Source organism: Atlantibacter sp. RC6, from assembly GCF_014193285.1.
Classification (GTDB): Bacteria; Pseudomonadota; Gammaproteobacteria; order Enterobacterales; family Enterobacteriaceae; genus Atlantibacter.
Genome location: NZ_JACHZE010000009.1, coordinates 42,757 through 56,976, shown reverse-complemented (window position 1 = coordinate 56,976; position 14,220 = coordinate 42,757). Strand labels below are relative to the sequence as shown.

The 14,220-nt window shown below is 53.8% G+C and carries 12 protein-coding genes; 1 reads left to right on the top strand and 11 read right to left on the bottom strand.

What is annotated here, in order from left to right:
- Positions 1 to 190: 190 nt before the first annotated feature.
- Positions 191 to 1,867 (top strand): YbaL family putative K(+) efflux transporter, encoded by a 1,677-nt coding sequence (ybaL, locus tag FHW74_RS17810; RefSeq protein WP_183171693.1) that lies wholly within the window; start codon positions 191 to 193, stop codon positions 1,865 to 1,867.
- Between the two features lie 55 nt (positions 1,868 to 1,922).
- Here ybaL and FHW74_RS17805 read toward each other — a convergent pair whose 3' ends face one another.
- The 11 genes from FHW74_RS17805 to FHW74_RS17755 form a co-directional block, all read right to left on the bottom strand.
- Positions 1,923 to 3,230, bottom strand: a complete 1,308-nt coding sequence (locus tag FHW74_RS17805; protein ID WP_183171692.1) for an inosine/guanosine kinase — start codon at positions 3,228 to 3,230, stop codon at positions 1,923 to 1,925.
- A gap of 62 nt (positions 3,231 to 3,292) precedes the next feature.
- Positions 3,293 to 4,255: a ferrochelatase gene (hemH, locus tag FHW74_RS17800; RefSeq protein WP_183171691.1), complete on the bottom strand. Its 963-nt coding sequence runs from the start codon at positions 4,253 to 4,255 to the stop codon at positions 3,293 to 3,295.
- 130 nt (positions 4,256 to 4,385) lie between these two features.
- Positions 4,386 to 5,030: an adenylate kinase gene (adk, locus tag FHW74_RS17795; protein WP_183171690.1), complete on the bottom strand. Its 645-nt coding sequence runs from the start codon at positions 5,028 to 5,030 to the stop codon at positions 4,386 to 4,388.
- Between the two features lie 187 nt (positions 5,031 to 5,217).
- Positions 5,218 to 7,092: a molecular chaperone HtpG gene (gene htpG / locus FHW74_RS17790; RefSeq protein ID WP_183171689.1), complete on the bottom strand. Its 1,875-nt coding sequence runs from the start codon at positions 7,090 to 7,092 to the stop codon at positions 5,218 to 5,220.
- Between the two features lie 110 nt (positions 7,093 to 7,202).
- The gene (gene recR, locus FHW74_RS17785; RefSeq protein WP_125293941.1) at positions 7,203 to 7,808 is read right to left on the bottom strand and encodes a recombination mediator RecR; all 606 of its coding nucleotides are present in this window, start codon (positions 7,806 to 7,808) and stop codon (positions 7,203 to 7,205) included.
- A 95-nt stretch (positions 7,809 to 7,903) separates the two neighbouring features.
- On the bottom strand, positions 7,904 to 9,007 hold the full coding sequence (locus FHW74_RS17780; protein WP_183171688.1) for a type 1 fimbrial protein: 1,104 nt from the start codon (positions 9,005 to 9,007) through the stop codon (positions 7,904 to 7,906).
- 35 nt (positions 9,008 to 9,042) lie between these two features.
- Positions 9,043 to 9,585, bottom strand: a complete 543-nt coding sequence (locus FHW74_RS17775; protein ID WP_255459939.1) for a fimbrial protein — start codon at positions 9,583 to 9,585, stop codon at positions 9,043 to 9,045.
- A gap of 33 nt (positions 9,586 to 9,618) precedes the next feature.
- Complete coding sequence (locus FHW74_RS17770; protein ID WP_370528046.1) at positions 9,619 to 12,192, bottom strand: fimbria/pilus outer membrane usher protein; 2,574 nt, start codon at positions 12,190 to 12,192, stop codon at positions 9,619 to 9,621.
- 41 nt (positions 12,193 to 12,233) lie between these two features.
- On the bottom strand, positions 12,234 to 12,917 hold the full coding sequence (locus FHW74_RS17765; protein WP_183171687.1) for a fimbria/pilus periplasmic chaperone: 684 nt from the start codon (positions 12,915 to 12,917) through the stop codon (positions 12,234 to 12,236).
- A gap of 52 nt (positions 12,918 to 12,969) precedes the next feature.
- Positions 12,970 to 13,506 (bottom strand): fimbrial protein, encoded by a 537-nt coding sequence (locus FHW74_RS17760; RefSeq protein WP_183171686.1) that lies wholly within the window; start codon positions 13,504 to 13,506, stop codon positions 12,970 to 12,972.
- Positions 13,507 to 13,849: 343 nt separating this feature from the next.
- Positions 13,850 to 14,179, bottom strand: a complete 330-nt coding sequence (locus FHW74_RS17755) for a YbaB/EbfC family nucleoid-associated protein (protein ID WP_161662201.1) — start codon at positions 14,177 to 14,179, stop codon at positions 13,850 to 13,852.
- Positions 14,180 to 14,220 lie beyond the last annotated feature (41 nt).

Here is a 14,220-nt window from a genome sequence, read left to right as displayed (position 1 = left end):
GCATATCCTCACGCTTTATGCTCAATAAAGACGGAAATCCACTCCCTGGTGCTGTTTTCTCGTCCAAATGCCATTTTTCTTCAAATTTCAACAATTATTCATAAACGAGACGTATGAAATTGTCATAAACTATTTACAGGAGGCTTGGTTTTAGCCAGGTCGGGAGCCACTGAATACGAAAGGAGACGGAATGCATCACGCCACCCCGCTTATCACCACCATTGTCGGCGGCCTCGTGCTCGCTTTTTTGCTGGGCATGCTGGCCAACAGGTTACGTATATCACCGCTGGTGGGATATTTGCTTGCTGGGGTCTTAGCCGGGCCATTTACGCCGGGTTTTGTGGCTGACACCAAACTTGCGCCGGAACTGGCGGAACTTGGGGTGATCCTGCTGATGTTTGGCGTGGGATTGCATTTCTCGATTAAGGATTTGATGGCGGTAAAGTCGATAGCCATCCCGGGCGCCATCGCGCAGATTGCGGTGGCGACGCTATTGGGGATGGGGCTTGCCTGGACGCTTGGCTGGTCGATAATGACCGGTATCGTGTTTGGTTTGTGTCTTTCCACCGCCAGTACCGTGGTGCTACTGCGGGCGCTTGAAGAACGGCAGTTAATCGACAGCCAGCGTGGGCAAATCGCCATCGGCTGGCTCATCGTCGAAGATTTGGTGATGGTGTTGACGCTGGTATTGCTGCCCGCTGTGGCAGGAATGCTGGAAAAAGGCAACGTCGGGCTGGCCTCGCTGTCGCTGGATATGGGGATCACCATCGGCAAAGTCGTGGCGTTTATCGCCCTGATGATGCTGGTAGGCCGTCGCGTCGTGCCGTGGATCCTGGCGCGCAGCGCGGCGACCGGTTCCCGAGAACTGTTTACCCTGTCGGTACTGGCGCTGGCGCTGGGTATCGCGTTCGGCGCGGTTGAACTGTTCGATGTCTCCTTCGCCCTCGGCGCGTTCTTCGCCGGGATGGTGCTAAACGAATCGGAACTGAGCCATCGCGCCGCTCATGATACGCTGCCGCTGCGTGACGCCTTCGCGGTTCTGTTCTTTGTTTCCGTTGGCATGCTGTTTGACCCGCAGATCCTGATCCAGCAGCCGCTGGCCGTGCTGGGCACGGTGATTATCATCATCTTCGGTAAATCGCTGGCGGCATTTGCCCTGGTGCGGATGTTCGGTCACTCCCAGCGCACGGCACTAACCATCTCCGCAAGCCTGGCGCAGATTGGCGAATTCGCCTTTATCCTGGCGGGCCTCGGTATGGCGCTCGACCTGCTGCCGCAGGAGGGCCAGAATCTGGTGCTGGCGGGGGCAATCCTGTCGATTATGCTTAACCCGATCCTGTTCGCCATCCTTGAGAAGTATCTCGATAAAACCGAAACCCTGGAAGAGCAAACCCTTGAGGAAGCGCTGGAAGAGGAACAGCAAAATCCGGTGGATATTTGCAACCACGCGCTGCTGGTGGGTTATGGCCGCGTCGGTAGCCTGCTGGGCGAGAAGCTGATGGAGCAAGGCATCCCGCTGGTGGTGGTCGAAACTTCCCGTACCCGGGTGGATGAACTGCGCGAGCGCGGTATCCGCACGGTGCTGGGCAACGCCGCCAATGAAGAGATCCTGAATCTGGCGCATCTGGATTGCGCGCGCTGGCTGCTGCTGACTATTCCCAACGGTTATGAGGCCGGTGAAATCGTGGCGACGGCCCGCTCAAAATGCCCGGATATCGAAATCATCGCCCGCGCCCATTACGATGATGAAGTGGACTACATCAGCGAACGCGGTGCCAATGAGGTGGTGATGGGCGAACGTGAAATCGCCAATACCATGCTGGCGCTGTTGGGTAAACCGCAACTGGACGAGGCGGTGACAGGGTAAACGCCGATAAAGTAAAAAGGCTGGGAGTGATCCCAGCCTTTTTTATGCGCGCGGATCACCGCTCCCAGTACGCCTCTTCCAGGCTATCTTCACGCTCCGGCAGGCCGCGAGTCAGACGTGGGGAGTGCTGGTTTAATACCTGATAGCTCACGCGGTTGGCGTATTTGCATACCTGCGCCAGCGACGAGTAGGTCAGCCAGTTGAATTTATGCTTGCTGGAGTTCGGCACGTTGCTGCGATGGTAGTTATTGGCGGTGATATCATGCAGCAATGCCGCCAACGCCCCGTCGCCTGCGCCATTGGTATTCATGATTTTCTCCGGGCCGCCCATATACGGCGCGATATGCGAGAAAATACGCAGCGGTTGCTGGCAGTCCTGCAAGCGCATCACGCGGCTAAACTCATACTGGTTGAATTCGGCAATGGCCCCCGGCAGGAGCGGATGCTGGGTTTTGCGCTTCGCCTCCTCCTCGGTGTAACCGGCCATATACAGGCCAACCGGGCCGGCGGTGCACAGCACTAAATCGACCCAGCCCAACGCCTTATCGGATGCCAGCAGCGGATCGCTTTCCCCGGTCAGCGCCAGGGCTTCTTCTTCGTTCATCGCCAGAATCGACACGTGTTCTTTGAGGAACTCACGCCACCACTGCGGGTTTTCGGCAATCACATACTTGGTGCCCAGAGTCAGCACCACCGGCACATTGTGCTTTTTAGCGTAACCAATGGCGGTCATGGTGGCTTCCGGCATCGGTTCGCCCGGCTTGCAGCGTACCAGATAGGAGGTCAGCACCAGCGCGGATGCCCCAGCGATCACCGCTTCAGGAATGCTTTCCGGGCGCAGCTGGTTCATGTGGCCAGGGCTGATGGCAAAGGTGCGTTCGCCCTGCTCGCTGATCAGCGTAAAGCAGCGGCCAATCGCGCCGTCCACACCCTGAAGATAGTTCAGGTCGGTGCGGCTGGAGGTATTGCACAGGTAGCGATAGGCGTAACTGCCCGGCGTAATGTTATTGCACATGACGCCCAGCAGCACGGAGCGGTCATCGGCCAGCACAGAATAGTTGTGCATGGTATTGCCGATAGTGCCGCCAGCAAACTGGTGGGTGATCAGGTTTTCGCGTACCAGCTCCTGATAAAGCGCTTCCGCCACATCATCTTCAATCACCAGCGAATGGCCGAGGCTTAAGCCATAACGCTCCACAAACGCATCGTCGACGCGCGCTTCGATATCCACCAGCGTCTGGTCAATACCGACAACCCATGACGGGCTGGCTTCGTTATCGGGCTGGGTCTGTTGCAGCAGCAACGGGTCGCGCAGGCTGACGGGAAAGTAGTGTTTAGATTTACGTTTACCGGGAAATTTCATGGGATGTGGATCGGTGGCTAATCAGGCGGAGAATGGTAACACACTCCGCCATCGCGGTGCGATCAACGATAGCGCGAGACCAGCTGCACCATCATTTCGATATGCGCCGCATCGTCGTTCAGTGCCGGAATGTACTCGTATTTCTCGCCGCCCGCTTCAAGGAAAATTTCGCGGTTCTGCTCGGCGATCTCCTCCAGCGTCTCCAGGCAATCCGCCGCAAAGCCCGGGCACATCACCTGAATATGTTTGATGCCTTTTTCAGGTAACATTTTCAGGGTTTCGTCGGTGTACGGCGTTAACCAGGGTTCGCGGCCAAAGCGCGACTGGAAGGTCATCATGGTTTTTTCCGGCGCGATTTCCAGCGCCCCTACCAACTCGCGTGTGGTGTCGCGGCAACGCTGCGGGTAGTCGTCGCCCTCATCGGCGTAACGCTGCGGTATGCCGTGATAGGACATCAACAGCAAATCCGGTTCGCCGTGTTGGGCGAAGGATTGCCGCACGGTGCCCGCCAGCGCGTTGATGTACGCCGGATGATCGGCATAGTCACGAATGAAGTTGATGCCCGGAATGCGGCGATAAAGCGCGAGGATGCGCGCCAGTTCATCCCAAACGGCCGCCACCGTAGAGCAGGAGTATTGCGGATAGAGCGGCAACACGATGATATTGGTGACGCCGTTTTCAACCAGCTCCGCCACGGCGTTATCCAGCGACGGCCTGCCGTAACTCATGCCCAGCACCACCGGAATATCGGGCAAGCGCGCCGATAGCGCCTGCTGTTGGCGGCGGCTGTACACCAGCAGCGGCGAACCTTCTTCCATCCAGATGGATTGATAGAGTTTGGCGACGCGGGGCGAACGCAGCGGCAGGATCACGCCGCGCAGCAGCGGCCACCACAACAGCGGAGAGGTGTCTACCACGCGTTTGTCGCTTAAGAACTGGCGGAGATAGCGTTTAACCGCCGGGGCCGTCGGGGCATCCGGAGTACCGAGATTGACCAGTAAAATACCTGTTTTATCGAAACGCATTACCCGCCCTTACCTGACTAAATGGCTGATAATTGTAGCTGAAAACCGGGCAGGATAAATCTATTGATACGAGAGCCAACTCCCTTCTATGGGAAAGAAAAGTGCTGGCTCTGGATTACGCGGCGAGGAATTAACCGAGGATTTTTTCCAGTTCTGCGCGTACTTCGTTGACCGCTTTGGTGCCATCAACTTTCGCGTACTGGGTATTGCCCGCCTGCGCTTCTTGCTGATAGTAACCAATCAGCGGCGCGGTCATCTGATGGTATTCCACCAGGCGCTTACGCACGGTTTCTTCCTGATCGTCTTTACGGGTGGTCAGCTCTTCGCCGGTCACGTCGTCTTTGCCTTCCACTTTCGGCGGATTGAATTTTACGTGGTAAACGCGGCCAGACGCAGCGTGTACGCGGCGGCCCACGATACGGTCAACAATCAGCTCATCCGGCACGGCGAATTCGAGGACGTAATCGACGTTGATGCCCGCTTCTTTCATGGCGTCAGCCTGCGGAATGGTGCGCGGGAAACCGTCGAGCAGGAAACCGTTGCGGCAATCTTCCTGAGCAATGCGCTCTTTTACCAGGGCAATCACCAGCTCATCGGTCACCAGTTTGCCGGCGTCCATGATGTCTTTAGCCTGTTTGCCCAGCTCAGAGCCGGATTTTACCGCGGCGCGTAACATGTCACCGGTGGAGATTTGCGGAATGCCGTATTTCTCCATGATGAACTGTGCCTGAGTACCTTTTCCTGCGCCCGGAGCGCCGAGCAGAATAATACGCATTGCGTAATTCCCCATACGATTTGATGATTACTGGAAGTTGCGAGGCCAAAACCATACCACTAAAGGCAGTACTACGACAAGAAACGCGGGACAGGTGAATGCTTTCAAGCGCCTGGAGAGCGGCAATAAAATACAGAGTGGGGTGAATTTCCCTCTCCCGGCGTAGCGAGAGAGGGAAAAATCAGCGTTACGAGACCAGAAGCTGGTTCATGCGGCGAATAAATAAGTTTGGATCTTCCAGGGTGCCACGCTCGGCCAGTAACGCCTGATCGAGCAGCAATTCCACCCACTCTTTAAAGCGCGCTTCATCCTGGGTATCCGCCGTGCGTTTCACCAGCACGTGTTCCGGGTTCAGCTCGAAAATGTATTTCACTTCCGGCACCGCCTGGCCCGCAGCGGCAAACAGTTTCGCCATCTGGGTGCTCATTTCGTCGTTGTCGGTGGTGACAATCGCCGGGGTGTCGGTCAGACGGTGAGTAAAACGCACCTCTTTCACGCGGTCGCCCAGCAGCGTTTTCACGCGCTCAACGAACGGCTCAAGGGCTTTTTCCGCTTCTTTGGTCTGCTCGTCCACTTCATCCGCCAGCTTATCCAGCGACTCGTCCGCTTTGGCGATGGACTGGAATTTCTTGCCGTCGAATTCGGTCAGGTAGCTCATCATCCACTCGTCGATGCGATCGGAAAGCAGCAGCACTTCGATGCCTTTCTTACGCAGCAGCTCCAGATGCGGGCTGCTCTTCGCCGCCGCGTAGCTGTCGGCAGTGATGTAGTAGATCTTCTCCTGGCCTTCTTTCATGCGCGCCACATACTCTTCCAGCGATACGGTCTGCTCGGAAGAATCGCTATGGGTGGAGGCAAAGCGCAGCAGTTTGGCGATGGTTTCCTGGTTGGCGTGGTCTTCCGCCGGGCCCTCTTTCAGCACCAGGCCGAACTGCTTCCAGAAAGTCTGGTATTTTTCCGCGTCGTCTTTGGCCAGTTTTTCCAGCGTCTGCAACGCACGTTTGGTTAGCGCGTTACGCAGATTGCGGGTCACTGTGCTGTCCTGCAGGATTTCACGCGACACGTTCAGCGGCAGGTCGTTGGAGTCAATCAGGCCACGAATAAAGCGCAGGTAGTTCGGCATGAACTGCTCGGCGTCATCCATGATAAACACGCGCTGCACGTAAAGTTTCAGGCCGTGCTTATGATCGCGGTTCCACATATCCCACGGCGCCTGGGACGGCACATACAGCAGGCTGGTGTACTCCTGCTTGCCTTCCACGCGGTTATGGCTCCAGATCAGCGGATCGGTGAAGTCATGGGCAATATGTTTGTAGAACTCTTTATACTCGTCATCGCTGATTTCAGACCTGCTGCGGGTCCACAGCGCCTGGGCTTTGTTGATTTTCTCGAAGCTGACGACGGTTTCGCCGTCTTTCTCTTCATGCTTCTCGATCTCAACCGGCAGCGCGATGTGATCGGAGTATTTGCTGATGATCGAGCGCACGCGCCAGTCGTCGAGGAACTCGTCCTCGCCTTCGCGCAGGTGCAGGGTAATTTCGGTACCGCGATCGGCTTTAGTGATGTCCGCGACGGTGTATTCGCCTTCGCCCGCCGATTCCCAGAACACGCCCTCTTCCGCGCTGACGCCTGCGGCGCGGGTACGCACGGTGACTTTGTCGGCCACGATAAACGCGGAGTAGAAGCCCACGCCGAACTGGCCGATCAGTTGGCTGTCTTTGGCCTGGTCAGAGCCCATGCTTTCCAGGAACGCTTTGGTGCCGGATTTGGCAATGGTGCCCAGGTGATCGATCACTTCATCGCGGGTCATCCCGATGCCGTTATCGGCAATGGTCAGCGTGCGATTGGCTTTGTCGAAAGAAACGCGCACGCGCAGATCGCCGTCGCCTGCATACAGATCCGGGTTGGACAGCGCGCGAAAGCGCAGCTTGTCCGCCGCATCGGAGGCGTTAGAAATCAGCTCACGCAGGAAAATTTCTTTGTTGGAATACAGGGAATGGATCATCAGATGCAGAAGCTGTTTAACTTCTGACTGGAAACCACGGGTTTCTTGTCCTTTCATTTAAGTCGACCTCAACAATGCCATTTAATGGGGTTGCATAGTGTTGAGGGTGAAATGGGGATACCAGGGAAAAATTTCAAGCGGAGCGTGTGCAGACACGCTCCGAATGATTAAAAAACAATCTTGTGGCGACCCACCAGCGAGTGAGACAGCGTGGTGCCATCCACCATTTCCAGTTCGCCGCCGACCGGCACGCCGTGGGCGATGCGGCTGGCGTCAACGCCGTACTGCCCGCACAATTCCGCGATGTAGTTGGCCGTGGCTTCGCCTTCCACCGTCGGGTTGGTGGCGAGGATCACCTCTTTGAGCGATTCCGTCTCCAGACGCTGCTCAAGGCGATCCAGACCGATATCCTGCGGGCCGATGCCATCCAGCGGAGAGAGATGGCCCATCAGCACAAAGTAGCGGCCGGAAAATTGCCCAGTCTGCTCAATGGCGTAGATATCCGCCGGGCTTTCCACCACGCAGATTTGACCATTTTCCCGACGGCGCGGGTTAGCGCAAATATGGCAGATCTCCTGCTCGGTGAAAGTGCGGCAGTCGGCACAGTGGCCGATTTCCGACATGGCGCGGGTCAACGCCTGCGCCAGACGCATGCCGCCGCTGCGATCGCGCTGTAACAGCGTGAAGGCCATACGCTGCGCCGATTTCGGGCCAACGCCCGGCAGGCAGCGCAGCGCTTCCATCAGTTGTGTCAGCAGAGGACTGGTTTGCATCGTTTAATGTCTCTGAACGGCCTGATACAGGCCTGATTAACTATAAGGCGCGTAGATTATCATTTGGCACAACGCCTGGACACCGTAAATTAGGATCAGTTATAGGTCAGATTGAGCGTCCCGGCTGCATTGGCTCTGCCTGGCGTGATGGTGGGCAACGTCCGGTAATAATTCGCCTTAAAATTCAATGTCACATAACGCTGACAGCCGTCGGGATTGTGTATATCGCCGGAAAAGTGGCGATATCCCTTTTCACTGTCGACAGTGCGGTGCGATGCGCATAGCTGAAGCGGCGTGTTGATGGGAATGCCATTCTCCCCGCTGTCATAATCGGCCCCCCGTAAATTGAGCTGAACACCCACGCCCTTCGCGACACCTGCGCTCCCGGCATTCGACAAAGCAATGCCGGTATTATTCGCGGTATCACCTTCCGCAGGCGTGGCCGCGATAACCGACAGCGTGGCGTTGGTGCCTGGCTCACAGCTCAAATTCACCTGCTGTTGGACTTCTCCGGCCTTACCCGTGGCATCAAACGCCGAGACCTGAATATCACCCATCGTGAAATTGAGCGAAGCGACATCCGCAGCGCAGCCCAGCGCCCGGACATCAATCGAGGTGGATGTGACATTCAACTGGGAGACCACATCGCCTTGCGAACTGTTAACCCGATGCTCGCGAAACTCAACCCTGGCAAGGGGCGAAGGCAGAGTTAACTCGCCGCTGGCAATGTTTCCGCCGGTTGTGATCAACTGCAACCGGTAAGCGGAGCCTCGCATCGTGTGGTCGCTTTCCTCCAGGCTACCCTGACCTTTTACCCATTCATTATTGATCGCCCGCAAATAATCATAAGGCCCAGTCTGGTTATGGGTAATTACCCTGACGCCGATACCCGGCACCGTGGTGGGATAAACATAATTACCCACGTCCTGACCGGTTTGCGGGGCGCTTTGGTAAAAAAAACCGATATAGTAAATAGGGTTACAATCCAGAATAGCCACTTCACTTTCGCTACCCGCGAGAAAGCCCGAATCGTAAAGGATCTCGCCGGGGGCATAAGGCGAACTGTTGACCAGCAACTGCTCGGGCAGAGTTATGGTTGAGACCGATACAGGGTCGTTAACGTCGCGGTGGCATGCAGCCCAGGCACTCATCGTCAGGCCGCAGCTAAAAAGTAACAATAATCGGATAAAACAATTCATGCGGCCTGGCTCCTGCCTTTCTGGCTCTGCGGGGATCATTTGTAAGAGAAATTGATGGTCACGGCGGAGGAAAATTCCCCCACAGTGGGGGCGCCTCCCGGAGAAATCAGCCGGGCAAGAAGGGTTAACTGCCCGCTTTTAGATTGGCTATCAAGCGCAAATGTATAGTGAGCGCCGTTGGCAAGATTAACGGGCGGATTTCCGTCGCCATTCACCAATTGCAGGCCCAGATCCTGTGCGCCATCGTCCCAGTTATTGGCGTAAAGACTCTTTGCCCATGCGCCATTATCGTAGGGGATGCCGGTAAAACTCGCCGTTGCCTCGGTAAAACCCGCCGCGCACTCCGTTAACCGCAATTCAACCGCTACAGCGTCGCTACCACCTTCAGCCAAATCTTGCCGACGCCAGGTTCCTAACTCAACGGTAGACGGGGCATCAACATGGCACACCGCATTAACGATATTGCCGGTCACAGTAAAAGCGATGTTATCCATGCTGTTAAACGCATCAGCGTGAAGAAATCCCCCAACGCACCAAAGCACAGTACCAGGCATGAGGTTACGGTAAAATGTCGTCATACAGGCAATTCCCTGCCAGCGCGAATAATGCAGTCAAAGACATTCCGCGTGATACAGCATGATTTTTTCCCTTTGTGGATGGACGAATGAATAGTTCACGCGACACTGTTGATCCGTGGCTTGCCCCCACTTTACCCGCAATGTGCCCTTCTCTTTCAGGCCCGCGATATAAACCTGGCCCTCATCGCCAACGATATTGCTATGCTGCTCAGGGGCGTTTTTGTCATCCTTTTCCTCATCGCTACGAGTGACCATCGCGCCAAAAGGCACAGGACGTTGCTGGTGCCAGAGCGACATCATGGCGCGAAATCCAATAGCTGTATGAAAGCGAGCCTTGACCACCGAACCCCGCGTCGGCACCAGCATTCGGCTTACGTTATCGATTTCCATGTCCGTATCCGCCAGGGACCGGGTGTCTATTCCTACGCTGGTTTCATGGTAAGGCCGGATGTAGGGCACTACAGCGTTGCCGCTCGAATCCGTCAGGATATTCACCTGACCGTTTACCGGCGCATTTTTCACCCCGGGCGCTTGAACCAGCGCAACGGTTTCGTTTAATGACCGGGAAAGCGTAATGCCCTGCGCATGAACAAGGGCTCCGCCGCGCAACGCATAATTGTAATGTTGGCTGTAATCGTCATAGCCGTAGCTGGCGGAAAGATCGGCTCTGGAGTGTTGGTAAGCAACGCTGAGATTGCCCGACGTGCTGCGGGTATCCGAGGTGTAGCCCTCCTGCGCTTGCCAGCTTAATGCATTATTCGCCAGCGCAGTCCCGTTCAATCCAACATTGTGCGTCGTCGGGCCGTCTTTACTTTGGCTCACGCTATAACTGGCGGTAACAGAATCGTAACGCTCATTATTCCAGAACGCGTTGAAGGGAATATTTATCGTTAATGACAGCACGTTGTCATTAGTGGTTTTACTGGAATCATCTGTGCCGGGGACATTGTGGTTTAAAGCGTAACTCAAAAACCACGACACTTTCCCCCAGGAACTGCTCAGCCCGACACTCAGGGAGTCGGTTCTGGAGCAATCCCAGTAAGATTCGCGCACCCACGACAGGCTCACTGAGCCGTACTCGGTGTTCTGCGAAATCGTCGCCTCAAGCCGATGGCGATCGCGCTTATCATCGCCATAATCCTTGCCCTGCCTATTTTGACGCTCGGCAAAGTCAGCCAGCGAATAATAATTACGGGAAGAGATACGGTAACCCGCGAGGGTCAGGTCAGTTCCGGTTTCGGGGAACGCTTTACTGTAACGCACCTGCAAAGACTCACCGCGCCTGCGGGAAAAGGTGTTCTTTTCCCCAGGCCAGGTTAAGGTGGACAGTGATTGCGCAACATCAACCGATACTGCCCCCATCTGCCCCAGATTCAGTCCTGACCCCGCCAGAACCTGGGTATAGTCATTTTCCGCCTGCTGGAACCCGCCATAAACGGTAATGCCATACGGGAGGCCATACGCCGCCGAGAGTTGCATAAAGTTCATGTTCTGGCTTCGTCCATCGCTGGAACGTGTTTCCCCGCCAACGACGCTATATTTTAACTGGCCTTCACGCTGCAAAATGGCCAGTGAAGCGTAAGGGACGATAAAACGTTGCTCGCGGCCATCCGCTTCTTTTACCACTACATGTAAATCCCCCGAACTGCCTGTCGGATTCAGGTCCCTGATTTCAAAAGCGCCTGCGGGCACAAAGGTTTTATAGATGCTGTAGCCATCCTGATAAATTGTGACCTGGGCATTACTCTTCGCAATCCCACGCACCACCGGCGCGAATCCTTGCAGGCTGTCAGGCAACATTTCCGAATCGGAACTGAGTTGCAGCCCGGTAAATTGCAGGCTGTCAAAAATGCCGGCAGCGGTGTTGGCTTCACCAAGCGTTAACCGGCTTTTCAGGCGGCGGATGTCGCGCTCGACGTAGTTGTAAATCGATTGCCACTCTCTGGTATTTTCATCGTGATTAAAGGTGGAATAATTTCGAAAACGCCAGGCGCCAAGGTTAAGTCCAGGTTGTAGCACCGCAAACTGGCTGTTGGTGGTTGCGCCATCGTCGCGGGAATGCGTGGTTTGCCCGGAAAGGCTGTAATTGAGCAACCCCGCGTTAATACCATCATCCCATTTGTCTTCCGGTACAAAACCCCGGGGCGGATTGAGCATGGCGACTTGCGGGACAAACAGCTCCAGACGCTGGGTACTCATTTTGACGGTAATATTGAGTTCAGGGATGGCTGTTAGCTTCGCGCAATCGCCCTTATCCGCTACCAGCTCTGGATAACTTTCGACACGAATATTCCAGCTTTTTAACTGCTGGATGCTCAGACAGGGACGCACTTCAGATGTATTCGCGTTTGTGTTGCCCGCCTCTTCTACGCGTTTGAAGGTCACCGTTCCGGAATCTACATAAGCGTCATTAATATAAATGTCGAGATTAAAATCACCGGGTGGAATGCTTTGCTCGGCATAAAGCGCCAGATCGATGGGCGGTGCAGAGGTTTCTGTTGTTTCAAGGAGTTGGGGATTAAAATACTCTTTAGCCACTGCATTCAGCGTAACGCAAGATGTCCCCACCACCGCACTCCACACCATTTTTTTGATATTAAAATTCACGCTTAGCTTGCTTCCTGCATCGCTTTTTTCCCTTTAATACATTAATAAGCGACTGAATAATGTTTCCCGGCCAATCCAAAATCATTAATAATTTGCCATGTAACATTGCCATGCGTGAGAGATTTTCCTACAGGAATACTCAGCTCAGCATAGGGCGCAACAAACCAGTTGCCTGGAATAGTTTTACCATCAACAATAAGTTTGAATAAATTTGCATAAAACGGCGTGGGATTTTTAGCCTTGAGCATTTGGCCCGTCGCGGACCATTGAAGTTTTTCTGCATAATCTTCTGAATAAAGCGCTTTCAAACTGGCCGGGCGATAAATAAGTTTAATCTGCGAATTGATGGCAATTTGCAGCATATTTTTACCCGACTCTTCCTCCGTTGCCGGGATTCCTTTCACATTCAGCCAAAACATTGATTCGCGATCTTCTGATAAGGGTTTACCGGAACGAACTACGCGTAAAGTCGCTTTTTCACCCGCGCCCATTCTGAATAATGGCGGCGTAATGATAAAGCAATCTTTAGGAGGAGAGGTCGCATCAACAGGCGTCAGCCATGATTGCACCAGGCTTGCTGTTTTATCTTTATTATCCAGTGATAATGTTGCCGCTTTCTGCGTACCGTCAAATACCAACCGAGTACCGCCTACTACGATATTTGCTAAGGTTGTTGCGCTTGAAAACATCCCAATGAAGAACAAAAGAACCCGTAATCGCGTCATTGAATATTCCAGAAGGAGAGGGAAAACACGGTTCCCTCTCGCCATGCATCAGTTAAAGATAGCTTACGTTATAGGTTAAAACGCTGGTGACATTACCCACGGTGGACCCGGCATTGGTCGCGACCAACTGAGCGGTGTAATCCTCCGTCACATTACCGCCCGCCGGCGGCAGAATGATGGGGTCGTTGTCTGCATCCGCTTTGACCACGGTGGAACCCTGTTTTAGCAGTACGCCAACATTAAGTGCGGCACTGTTTGTCGCGACGTTTTTAAAGTAAGACGGATCGCCATCAGTTGGACCGGAAAACTTGATATAGGCTTGAGTCGGAACGCCAACGGCAGCAAGCGGGCAGGACTCTAAAGAAATATTAAATGATTTTGGCGCACCCGTGTCGCCTTTATTTGCCACATCCTCTTTAGGGATGGAGCCTATTTCAATGGTGGAGTCTCCCCCATTGACGACGACTGTACACGTAGTATCAATAACTTTGCCGTTAAAAGTAATGGTATCAGCCGCATTTGCCCCACTCATACCTGCTGAGATTAAAACGATGGGAAGAAGAACATGTTTAACTGAATTCATTTTCATACCTGTTCCTTAGTTAATGAATGGCATCAGAACATATATTTTACGTATACCCAAAAAAAGCAAGTATAAATATTATATATTAATTGCCATTAAATAAAATGAATCAATAATACAGACTACGCACATTAAGCCTAAAAATACTAATCCAGTGGAGTTAATTAATACAACCATTATAATTTTGTATAAGCACGAATTGCTAAAAGAAATAATTACTTTGAATAAATGACTTATATATTAAGCAACGATCTATTCAATAATTCCAAAAGCAAAATCCCGGAATAATAAATCCGGGATTTTGTTCTTCACGCAATATGAACACAACGCGATGGAGATAAGATTTCTATCAGAACGGCATCTTAAAGCCTGGCGGCAATTGCATACCGGAAGAAACAGAAGCCATTTTCTCTTTCTGGGTTTCTTCAATACGGCGCGCGGCATCGTTGAACGCAGCGGCAACCAGATCTTCCAGCATGTCTTTGTCGTCTTCCAACAGGCTCGGATCGATTTCCACGCGACGGCAGTTGTGCGCGCCGTTGATGGTCACTTTCACCAGGCCCGCGCCGGATTCGCCGGTCACTTCCAGCTGCGCGATCTCTTCCTGCATTTGCTGCATTTTTTCCTGCATCTGCTGGGCTTGCTTCATCAGATTACCCAGACCGCCTTTTCCAAACATATGCATCTCTCTTTACTTAGGGGCTCGCCGGGCGTTATCCG

Bases quoted from the DNA above. Each gene is read 5' to 3' on its own strand.
- ybaL (WP_183171693.1), top strand. From the start codon at position 191: ATGCATCACGCCACCCCGCTTATCACCACCATTGTCGGCGGCCTCGTG.
- htpG (WP_183171689.1), bottom strand. From the start codon at position 7,092: ATGAAAGGACAAGAAACCCGTGGTTTCCAGTCAGAAGTTAAACAGCTT.
- hemH (WP_183171691.1), bottom strand. From the start codon at position 4,255: ATGCGTTTCGATAAAACAGGTATTTTACTGGTCAATCTCGGTACTCCG.
- FHW74_RS17805 (WP_183171692.1), bottom strand. From the start codon at position 3,230: ATGAAATTTCCCGGTAAACGTAAATCTAAACACTACTTTCCCGTCAGC.
- adk (WP_183171690.1), bottom strand. From the start codon at position 5,030: ATGCGTATTATTCTGCTCGGCGCTCCGGGCGCAGGAAAAGGTACTCAG.
- FHW74_RS17760 (WP_183171686.1), bottom strand. From the start codon at position 13,506: ATGAAAATGAATTCAGTTAAACATGTTCTTCTTCCCATCGTTTTAATC.
- FHW74_RS17765 (WP_183171687.1), bottom strand. From the start codon at position 12,917: ATGACGCGATTACGGGTTCTTTTGTTCTTCATTGGGATGTTTTCAAGC.
- FHW74_RS17775 (WP_255459939.1), bottom strand. From the start codon at position 9,585: ATGACGACATTTTACCGTAACCTCATGCCTGGTACTGTGCTTTGGTGC.
- FHW74_RS17755 (WP_161662201.1), bottom strand. From the start codon at position 14,179: ATGTTTGGAAAAGGCGGTCTGGGTAATCTGATGAAGCAAGCCCAGCAG.
- recR (WP_125293941.1), bottom strand. From the start codon at position 7,808: ATGCAAACCAGTCCTCTGCTGACACAACTGATGGAAGCGCTGCGCTGC.
- FHW74_RS17780 (WP_183171688.1), bottom strand. From the start codon at position 9,007: ATGAATTGTTTTATCCGATTATTGTTACTTTTTAGCTGCGGCCTGACG.